Origin of the sequence: Actinophytocola sp. (assembly GCF_036378875.1) — a bacterium.
In the GTDB taxonomy this organism is placed as follows: Bacteria; Actinomycetota; Actinomycetes; order Mycobacteriales; family Pseudonocardiaceae; genus Actinophytocola.
This window is the reverse complement of the sequence record NZ_DASUVO010000124.1, coordinates 1-9,611: the sequence shown is the minus strand read 5'-3', so window position 1 is coordinate 9,611 and position 9,611 is coordinate 1. Positions and strand designations below refer to the sequence as shown.

Sequence of the window (9,611 nt, the reverse complement as noted above, 5' to 3'; positions counted from 1 at the left end):
GCCCCCGCACCCTCGCCTGCACCACCTACAAACGCCTCATCGGCAGCGGCGACCTCACCGGCCTCCGCACCCTCACCGGCCTCAAATAACCCCCAACCCCACAAACCGACCCCCGAACCCACTAGGGCCGGGGGTCCTCTGTTCTGAGCGGGGGGTCGCCGCCGAACACAGCGTTCGTCCTGGTCACCGCTGTGTCAGATAGCCGCCGCGAGGCGCGCGTCGGCCGGTTCGGCCTGCTGACAGGAGGACGCCCAAGTGGCGAGTCGCTTGCAGCGGTCATCGACGATCCGATCCAGAAAACCGTCCGGATTGTTCGTTCCGCTCGCGGCGGCGATCTCCAGTTCGGTCAGCAGCACCTTGTGATTGCCTTGCATGAAGTCGGCGTAGCCAAGGTGCTTCAGAGCGGGGACCACCGCACCGACAAGCCTGCCGACACATCCACGGACCCGCGAATCCTGGTCGTCGCGCCAGACGCCATAAAGGCGCACAGCGACGGAACGCAGGGCGTCCTCGGACACCGGACGGGCAAGGGTCATCACGATGAGGGCGTCGAGCAGCAGCAGCTTCGTCTTGGGGCCGAACCGCTGATCCCAACCGCCGTCGATGACGCTCGGCCAGTGCAGCGACTGGCAGGAGTTGAGCCGATGAGCGTTCCGACACAGCAACTCAGCCGCGACCAGCTGCGCGTTGGGTTTGGTCGTCGACCGCAGAGCCGCGTCGATCACGAGCACCGCCGTCTCGTGAGCAACGCGATGGTCGCTCCTGTCGGCGATCTCATCGCCGTTCGACCACAGATCAACTAGCAGCGCGACCGCCAGGTCCGCGTGGTCGAGCCGAGTGAGAGCGAGCAACCCGGAGGCGATCGCGGCCGGATCGGCCGAAGCCTGGTCCTTGGCGGAGAACAACTCACCCGCCCGCATCGCCGCATCAAGCTTCAGCCTGGCCTGCTCATCATGATGTTCCTGACGCAACCGGCGGTTGGACTGCCAGGTCGTCAGAACTCCGACACCAATTCCGACCAACGCCACCGACGCACTGATCCATACCGCATCCACGAAACTCCCCCTTCACCGCAGATTCCAACGTCTGCGAATCGTCTGCAGGCCCTGCGATGTGACGCCAGTCTGCGCACAGGCCATCACCGCCTGACAAACCTTTCCATATGAGATGCACTTGCCTTCTCAGTGACATCAAGTCACTATGAGTGATGTTTGGGAGCGCTCCCAGGAGGTTTCGATGACGAGGCTGGCCAAGGTGTCGCTGGTGACGGCCATGGTGATGGGGCTGTCCGGCACGGGAGCGGCGGTCCAGTACACAGCGAACGCGGCCAGCGCCGACACCACCGTCGCGGCGGCCAGGTTGATGGAGGACCTTGGCCGTGGGGTCGTGGCCGTACGGACGAGCAACACCCAGGTGCTTGTCAGCTGGCGGCTGCTGGGTCTCGACCCGGACGGTATCGGTTTCAACGTGTACCGCTCCGCGGCCGGTGGCGCGGAGACCAAGCTCAACTCCGGAGTCCTGACCGGTGGCACCAACTTCACCGACTCGACGGCCAACCTGGCGCAGGCCAACACCTACCGGGTGCGACCGGTGGTCGGCGGGGTGGAGCAGGCACCGAGTGGCGCGTTCACGTTGACCGCCAACCACGCCACCGAGCCGGTGGTCCGGGTTCCGTTGCGCGCTGGTGGGGCGGTGAAGTTCGTCTGGGTCGGCGACCTCGACGGTGACGGCGAGTACGACTACGTGCTCGACCGCCAGACCTCACCGCAGACGATCGAGGCCTACCGGAGCAACGGACAGTTCCTCTGGTCGGTCAACATGGGGCCGAACAGCACCAACCAGGACAACATCGAAGGCGGATCGTCCACAATCGACGTCGGGCACAACGACGGTGTCACCGTGTACGACCTCGACAGCGACGGCCGCGCCGAGGTCGCCGTCCGCATCGCCAACGGCGTCCGGTTCGGCAACGGCGCCACGTTCACGAACAGCGACAACAACCGCCAGTTCATCGCGATCCTCGACGGCATGACCGGAGCGGCCCGCGCTACCGCGCCGGTGCCCACCGACTACCTGTCCGACGGTCCGATGTACGCGCGTTTCGCCGTCGGTCACCTCGACGGCGTCAACCCGAGCCTGGTGGCGTACATGAAGAACCGCATCGGCAACGGTGGGTTCAACCTCATGTTCACCGCATGGCGGTTCACCGGCGGCGCGCTGACCCAGCAGTGGAAGTTCCTGCGCGGCAACCAGGACCTGCCCGACGGGCACAACACCCGGGTCATCGACGTGGACGGCGACGGTCGCGACGAGATCGCCGAGATCGGTTTCGTCCTCAACGGCAACGGCACCCTGCGTTACTCGCTGGCACCGCGTGGTGTCATCCACGGCGACCGCTTCCACATCGCCAAGATGGACCCCAACCGCGCCGGCCTGCAGGGCTACGGCGTGCAACAGGACAACCCCAACGGCCTGCGTGACTACTACTACGACGCCGCCACCGGCACGATGATCTGGCAGCACGTCGAGTCCGGGGTCGCCGACGTCGCCCGCGGCATGGCCGGCGACATCGACCCGCGCTTCCCCGGCATGGAGGTCTGGGCGTTCTCCGGCCTCTACAACGGACCGACCAACCGGCTCACCGAACCGAACACCTCGCTGCGCCCGTGGCCACAGCTGGGCCTGTGGTGGGACGGCGACGTCACCATGGAACTGCTCAACGACGGCAAGATCGAGAAGTGGAACCCCAACAGCCCCACGGCCAGCGGCAGCGTGCCTCGGCTGGTGTCCACATGGAACTACGGTGCTGTCGACGCGAGCCAGGGCGTGCAACCCACCTTCGTCGGCGACGTCCTCGGTGACTGGCGCGAGGAGGCGGTCTACACCAACGCCGCCTTCAACGAGCTGATCATCTTCACGACGAACCAGCAGTCGAGCACCCGCCTGTACACGTTGGCGCACAACCCGGCGTACCGCGACGACATGACCGTCAAGGGCTACATGCAGTCACACCACGTCGACTACTTCCTCGGCGCCGGCATGGCCACCCCACCCAGGCCGAACATCAGCTACGCAGGGTGAAGGTTGTTGCGGATCGGTGACGGGCTCTTGACGCCTGTCTTCTGACTGCGTAGACATGACTGCGCAGTCAGACCCGATATGATGTTCGGGTCAGCAGGTGATCCCGGGAGACGCGATGACGCAGCTGGGTGGACGGCCGACGCCGCGCAGTGTCGACGTCGCGCGCGTCGCCGGGGTTTCGCAGAAGACCGTGTCGCGGGTCTTCAACAACGAGCAGTACGTCTCCGCCGCGGTGCGTACGCGGGTGCTCGAGGCCGCCGAACAGCTGGGCTACCGGTTGAACAACGCGGCCCGGGCGCTGGCCTCCGGGCGGACCCGGTCCATCGGGGTCGTCGCGCTGGGAACGGCCCTGTACGGCCCCGCTTCGCTGCTCGTGGGCATCGAGCGGGCCGCGCGGGAGACCGGGTACGCGTTGCGCGTGACCAACACCGCCGACAGTGACCCCGCGGGAGTCGCCGGTGCCGTCGAGTCGCTGCTCGACCAGGGCGTGGACGGCATCGTGATCTCCGAACCGATCGACGAGGGTGAGGTCTCGGTCCGCGTGGACGTGCCGGTCCTCGTCTACGGCGCGCCGGCGGCCTTCGCCGGAGCCCGGGCGGTGACCGCGGGTGTCCGTGCCGACCTGCTGGCGCGGGCCGCCACCGAGCACCTGCTCGACCTGGGGCACCGGACCGTCCACCACCTCGCCGGCCCGCAGCGGTGGTACTCGGCAAGGGACCGGCTCGAGGGCTGGCGCGCGGCGCTGGCCGACCGAGGACTGCCCGAGCCATCCGTCGTCGAGGGCGACTGGTCCGCCGCGTCCGGCTACGAGGTGGGCCGCGAACTGGCTGCCGACGACACCGTGACCGCGGTGTTCGCCGCGAACGACGACATGGCCATCGGGTTGATCCGCGCGCTGCGGGAGGCGCGCCGGCGGGTGCCGGCGGACGTCAGCGTCGTCGGTTTCGACGACATCCCGGTCGCCGACTTCATCTCCCCACGCCTGACCACCGTGCGTCAGCCCTTCGACGCCGTGGCCAAGACCGGTCTCGAGCTTCTCGTGCACGCCATCGAGAAGCCGGACGCCGACCCGTTGCCGGTGAGTGATCCACCGGTCGAACTGGTCGTCCGCGCCTCCACCGCACCCCCACCCCACTAGTTCGACAACCACACCCCTTTCACACGTCACCGCCCGGCGTGCCGGTCACGCCTGCCCTCTGACGGGAGTACACCCATGCCCGCATTCACCCGTAGGTCCTTCCTCGCCGCCATGGGAGCCGCGTCGTTGACCGGTGCGCTCGCCGCGTGTGGTGGCAGCGACGACACCGCTGCCACCACACCGGCCAGCGAGGCCGACATCGACAAGGCGATGAATACGCCGACCGAGCTGACGTTCTGGACGTGGGTCCCGGACATCGAGCAGGAGGTCGCGCTGTTCACGAAGAAGTACCCGGCCATCAAGGTGAAGGTGGTCAACGCCGGCCAGGGCACACCGCACTACACCAAGCTGCGCACCGCGCTGCAGGCCGGCAGCGGCGCGCCGGACGTGGTGCAGATCGAGTTCCAGTACATCCCGACGTTCACGGTCATCGACGCCCTGCTGGACCTGCGGCCGTACGGGGCGTCGAAGCTGAAGGACCAGTTCGTGGACTGGACGTGGGCGCAGGTCTCCGGCCAGAACGGCGAGGTCTGGGCGATCCCGCAGGACACGGGCCCGATGGGCATGCTGTACCGGCAGGACATCTTCGACCAGTACGGGATCGGGGTGCCCGCGACCTGGGACGAGTTCGCCGCCGCGGCACGCACGCTGCACGCCGCGAACCCGGACATCTACCTGACGAACTTCGCCGCGAACCAGGCTGCCGCGTGGCACGGCCTGATGTGGCAGGCGGGCGCGAAACCCTATGTCAGCAACAGCAAGAGCGACATCACCATCGACGTCGACGGCGACGTCGCGAAGAAGATCGCGAAGTACTGGGGCGGGTTGGCGACCGAAGGTGTCATCGGCGTCGAGACGGACTTCACCGACGCCTGGTACACCGCGCTCAACAACGGTAAGTACGCCACCTGGCTCACCGCGGCGTGGGGGCCGGTGTTCCTGTCCGGTTCGGCCAAGTCGACGGCAGGGAAGTGGCGGGCCGCTCCCCTGCCCCAGTGGGATTCGGCCAAGCCGAGCTCGGGCAACTGGGGTGGCTCGACGAGCGCGGTCATCAAGTCCACGAAGAACCCGATCGCGGCGGCGCAGTTCGCGCAGTTCCTCAACAGTGATCCCGAGAGCGCGAAGATGTTCGCCACCAAGCAGTTCCTGTACCCACCGACCAAGGCGCTGCTGACCGATCCGAGCTTCGTCGACGAGCCCCTCGACTTCTACGGCGGCCAGGCGGTCAACAAGGTGTTCGCCGACATCGGCGACACGGTCAACCTCTCGTTCCAGTGGCCGCCGTTCCTCGACCAGGTGGCGACCGACTTCACCGAGACGGTCGGCAAGGCCCTGACGGACAAGACGGACGCGGTCGCCGCACTCGGCCAGTGGCAGTCGCGGCTCACCACCTTCGCCAAGAACCAGGGCTTCACGGTCTCATGACCAACCGTCGTCGTGGTGCGGCGGGACCGCTGTTCGTCGCGCCCTTTCTGGTGCTCTTCGGACTGCTGTTCCTCGCACCGCTCGGCTACGCCGCCTACCTGAGCCTGTTCCAGCACAAGCTCATCGGCGGGACGGTCTTCGTGGGACTGGACAACTACGTCAAGGCCGTCGCCGATCCGCTGTTCCTGCACGGGGTGCTGCGGGTCGCGACGTTCTTCGTGATCCAGGTTCCGGTGATGCTGTTGCTGGCGCTGCTGTTCGCGCTCGCGCTCGACAGTGGACTGACGCGGCTCGCGCGGGTCGTCCGGCTGGGCATCTTCGTGCCGTACGCCGTGCCGAGCGTGGTCGCCACGCTCATGTGGGGCTTCCTGTACGGGCCGGACTACGGCCCGTTCGCCCAGCTCGGCCGCATCTTCGACCTGCCGGTACCCAGGTTCCTCAGCGACAGCTGGATGCTCGGCAGCATCGCGAACATCGTGACGTGGGAGTTCGTCGGCTACAACATGATCATCCTGTACGCGGCCCTGCGCACCATCCCGAGGGAGCTGTATGAGGCCGCCGCGGTGGACGGGGCCGGCGCGTGGCGGATCGCGTGGTCGGTCAAGCTCCCCGCGCTGAAGCCGGCACTCCTGCTCACACTGCTGTTCTCCGTGATCGGCAGCTTCCAGCTGTTCAACGAGCCGAAACTGCTGCACGACCTCGTCCCGACCGTCATCGACACCGCCTACACCGCCAACTTCTACGCCTACACCCTCGCCTTCACCGGCCAGCAGGTGAACTACGCGGCCACGGTGTCCTTCCTGTTGGGACTCGTCATCGTGATCGTCTCCTACGCCGTCATGCTGACCGCGAACCGCAGGAGGGAATCGTGAGCGGAGCTTGCGGAGCGAACCATCGATACTCAGGACGGCACATCGACCGCGGAGGGCGCCGGTCGAGCGGAGCCTGCGGAGCGATCCGGCGCCACGAAGCGGGCGAGGTGGCGTCGTGAAAGCACGGCGGAGCACTCCCCTGACGATCGTCATGCTGGCCGCGCTGGCGTACTTCCTGCTGCCGTTGTTCTGGCTGGTGGTCGCCTCGACGAAGTCCACTCAGGACCTGTTCACGACGTTCGGGCTGTGGTTCTCCCATGCCCCGCAACTGTTCACGAACGTCGGGGCGACGCTCACCCACGACGGCGGGGTCTTCGTGCAGTGGTTGGTCAACACCGTCATCTACGCGGTCGTCAGCGCGCTCGGCGCCGCGTTCCTGGCGGCGGCCGCGGGCTACGGGTTCGCCAAGTTCCGGTTTCGCGGCCATGGCGCCGGCTTCAACCTGGTGATCGGCGCCATCATGGTCCCGACCACGGCACTGGCCATCCCCACCTACCTGCTCTTCGCGGACGTGGGACTGGCCAACACGCCATGGGCGGTCATCCTGCCGTCGCTGGTGAACCCGCTCGGGCTCTACCTCATGCGTGTCTACGCGCAGGACGCCGTGCCGGACAGCCTCATCGAGGCAGCCCGGATCGACGGGGCGGGCGAGGGCCGGATCTTCTTCGGGATCGCGTTACGGCTCCTGGCGCCGGGACTGGTGACGGTCGTGCTCCTCACGCTCGTCACCACCTGGAACAACTACTTCCTCCCGCTCATCATGCTCAACGACCCCACGCTGTACCCGATCACGGTCGGGCTGGCGTCCTGGGCCGCGCAGGCCCAGAACGGCAACGCCGGCGCCAACAGCGAGATGCTCTCGCTGGTCGTGACCGGCTCCCTGCTGTCGGTCATCCCGCTGATCGTCGCGTTCCTGATGTTGCAGCGGTACTGGCAGAGCGGCCTGGCCGCCGGCGCGGTCAAACAATAGATCCTTTGTGGAGGTTCCCTGATGGCGGTTCTGCCCGCCCACGTCCTGTTCGGCGCCGCGTACTACCACGAGTACCACCGCGGCGACCGGCTCAAGGCCGACCTCGACCTGATGGCCGAGGCACACTTCACCGTGATCCGGGTCGGCGAGTCGGTCTGGTCCACCTGGGAGCCGGAGAACGGCCGGTTCGACCTCGACTGGCTCCAGCCGGTGCTCGACGGCGCCCACGAGCGTGGGATCTCGGTCATCCTGGGGACCCCGACGTACGCGGTGCCGCCGTGGCTGGCCCGGCAGTACCCGGAGATCACGGGCGAGCGGGCGACCGGGCAACGCATCGGGTGGGGCGCCCGCCAGGAGGTCGACTTCACCCACCCCGCCTTCCGGTTCCACGCCGAGCGGGTGATCCGCCGCGTCGTCGCCCGGTACGCCGACCACCCCGCCGTGATCGGGTTCCAGGTGGACAACGAACCCGGTCTGGAGCTGTTCCACAACCACGGCGTCTTCCAGCGGTTCGTCGACCACCTGCGCGCCAGGTACGGCGATGTCGAGACACTCAACCGCGACTGGGGCCTGGTCTACTGGTCACACCGACTGTCCACATGGGCCGATCTGTGGACACCGGACGGCAACGCCCAACCGCAGTACGACGTGGCGTGGCGGGAGTTCCAGGCACGCCAGACCACCGAGTTCATCGCTTGGCAGGCCGGCATCGTCCGTGAGTACACGCGGCCGGAACAGTTCGTCACCACCTGCGTCTCCTACACGCGCCCCGCGGTCGAGGACGACGAGTTGACCGATTCGCTGGACATCGCCTCGGGCAACCCGTACTACGACATGCAGGACGGCCTCGCACTGCCCGATCCCGGTGACGCCGAGCAGAAGTGGAAGACCAGCGGGGTGTGGGCGCTGTACCAGACCGCGGACTGGATGTTCTCTTCCCGCCAGGCCCCGTTCCTCGTCATGGAGACCAATGCCAGCAGCATCGGCTTTCCGTGGGACAACCGCCCCGCCTACGACGGCCAGTGGCGGCAGGCCGCGTGGGCACTCGTCTCCCGCGGTGCCCGGATGATCGAGTACTGGCACTGGCACACACTGCACTTCGGCGCGGAGACGTACTGGGGCGGCATCCTCCCGCACAGCGGTCGTCCCGGCCGGGTCTACCGGGAACTGTCCCGCCTGGGTGCCGAGTTCGAGACGGCCGGCGGTTTGGTGGCCGGCCTCGAACCGGACGCCGACATCACTCTCGTGTACTCGACGCCAAGCAAGTGGCTCATGCAGAAGTACCCACCACTGTCCACTGCGGACGGATCACCGGATCCCGCCGCCTACCACCGGTTTTTCGACCCGTTCCATCGTGGCTCCTTCGACGCGGACCGCCAGGCCGGCATAGTCCACATCAGACAACTACACACCGCGCTGACCCCGCCGGAGGCCGCGGTCCGGCATCCCGTCCTCGTGGTCCCCGCCCTGTACATAGTGGACGATGCGACGATCGACTGGCTCGCGGCCTACGCCCACGCTGGCGGTCACCTGGTCCTCGGCCCCCGAACCGCGTACGCCGACCACGAGGCAAGGGCCCGCCACGAGCCCGCGCCCGCCCGACTCGTCGACGCGGCGGGCGCCTGGTACGACGAGTTCAGCAACCTGACCCACGACATCCCACTGACATCGGGCGGCCCCCTCGACCTACGGGACGCGACGGCCACCCGCTGGGTCGACGGCCTCACCGTCATCGACGCCGACATACTCGCCGAGTACGACCACCCCCACTTCGGCCGCTGGCCGGCGATCACAACTCGCGCCCACGGCGAAGGCCGCGTCACGTGCGTCGGCACCGTGCCCGGCCGCTCCCTCGCGCAGGCACTGGCGCGCTGGCTCGCACCCTCACCGGTCAGCGGCTGGCACGACCTCCCGCCCTCCGTCACCGCGACCACCGGCACCGCACCGGACGGCCGCCGCGTCCATGTGGTGCACAACTGGAACTGGGCACCGGCCAGCGTCCAACCCCCGGTGGCTCTGACCGACGCCCTCACCGGTGAACCCGTACCCGGCACACTGGACCTCGGCCCCTGGGACGTACGCGTGCTGGCTTCCCTGGCCGTGCGATGAAGGGAGGGCGGCCTTA

The 9,611-nt window shown here is 67.7% G+C and carries 7 protein-coding genes; 6 read left to right on the top strand and 1 reads right to left on the bottom strand.

Features of this window, described 5'->3' with window-relative positions:
* Window positions 1-194: 194 nt before the first annotated feature.
* Entirely contained in the window at window positions 195-1,055 is an 861-nt protein-coding gene (locus VF106_RS35545) for a hypothetical protein (RefSeq protein WP_330844329.1), read from the bottom strand.
* Between the two features lie 181 nt (window positions 1,056-1,236).
* Between VF106_RS35545 and VF106_RS35540 the strand changes: the two genes are divergently transcribed.
* The 6 genes from VF106_RS35540 (at window position 1,237) to VF106_RS35515 (ending at window position 9,595) form a co-directional block, all read left to right on the top strand.
* Complete coding sequence (locus tag VF106_RS35540; RefSeq protein WP_330844328.1) at window positions 1,237-3,081, top strand: rhamnogalacturonan lyase family protein; 1,845 nt, start codon at window positions 1,237-1,239, stop codon at window positions 3,079-3,081.
* A 115-nt stretch (window positions 3,082-3,196) separates the two neighbouring features.
* Entirely contained in the window at window positions 3,197-4,219 is a 1,023-nt protein-coding gene (locus tag VF106_RS35535; RefSeq protein ID WP_330844327.1) for a LacI family DNA-binding transcriptional regulator, read from the top strand.
* Between the two features lie 75 nt (window positions 4,220-4,294).
* Window positions 4,295-5,644 carry an ABC transporter substrate-binding protein gene (locus tag VF106_RS35530; RefSeq protein WP_330844326.1) on the top strand — a complete coding sequence of 450 codons (1,350 nt, stop codon included), beginning with the start codon at window positions 4,295-4,297 and terminating at the stop codon, window positions 5,642-5,644.
* A complete protein-coding gene (locus VF106_RS35525; protein WP_330844325.1) occupies window positions 5,641-6,516 on the top strand; it encodes a carbohydrate ABC transporter permease in 876 nt (291 codons plus the stop codon). The genes VF106_RS35530 and VF106_RS35525 overlap by 4 nt, the downstream gene beginning before the upstream one ends.
* Before the next feature lie 151 nt (window positions 6,517-6,667).
* On the top strand, window positions 6,668-7,486 hold the full coding sequence (locus tag VF106_RS35520) for a carbohydrate ABC transporter permease (RefSeq protein WP_349257480.1): 819 nt from the start codon (window positions 6,668-6,670) through the stop codon (window positions 7,484-7,486).
* A 21-nt stretch (window positions 7,487-7,507) separates the two neighbouring features.
* Window positions 7,508-9,595, top strand: a complete 2,088-nt coding sequence (locus VF106_RS35515) for a beta-galactosidase (RefSeq protein ID WP_330844323.1) — start codon at window positions 7,508-7,510, stop codon at window positions 9,593-9,595.
* Window positions 9,596-9,611 lie beyond the last annotated feature (16 nt).